The organism is Marinicella gelatinilytica, from assembly GCF_026410405.1.
Lineage (GTDB): Bacteria > Pseudomonadota > Gammaproteobacteria > Xanthomonadales > Marinicellaceae > Marinicella > Marinicella gelatinilytica.
On record NZ_JAPMLN010000052.1, the window covers coordinates 1 to 281 of the forward strand.

1 protein-coding gene is annotated in these 281 nt (G+C 45.2%); it reads left to right on the forward strand.

Translation table 11 applies throughout. The features are described from left to right. The coding region (locus tag OS173_RS13315; protein WP_267184767.1) for an IS30 family transposase at positions 1-281 on the forward strand (281 nt) is incomplete at both ends.

Consider the following 281-nt stretch of genomic DNA (forward strand, 5'->3'; position numbering starts at 1 on the left):
AGGGTCAGTATTGACGACAGACCGGCTGTGGTTGATAAGAAAACAAGGATTGGTGACTGGGAAGGTGACACAATCATTGGCAAAGGTCGTCAAAGCGCTTTGCTCACCCTGGTTGAAAGAAAGACCTTGTACACCATGATTTTCCGGTTAACCGGAAAACAAGCTTCACTGTTGGCGGAGGCAGCCATTGAAGGTATGGCACATTTAGTTGACCAAATACTGACTATTACATTGGATAATGGTTTGGAGTTTGCAGCGCATGAATTGATTGCAGAAGGACT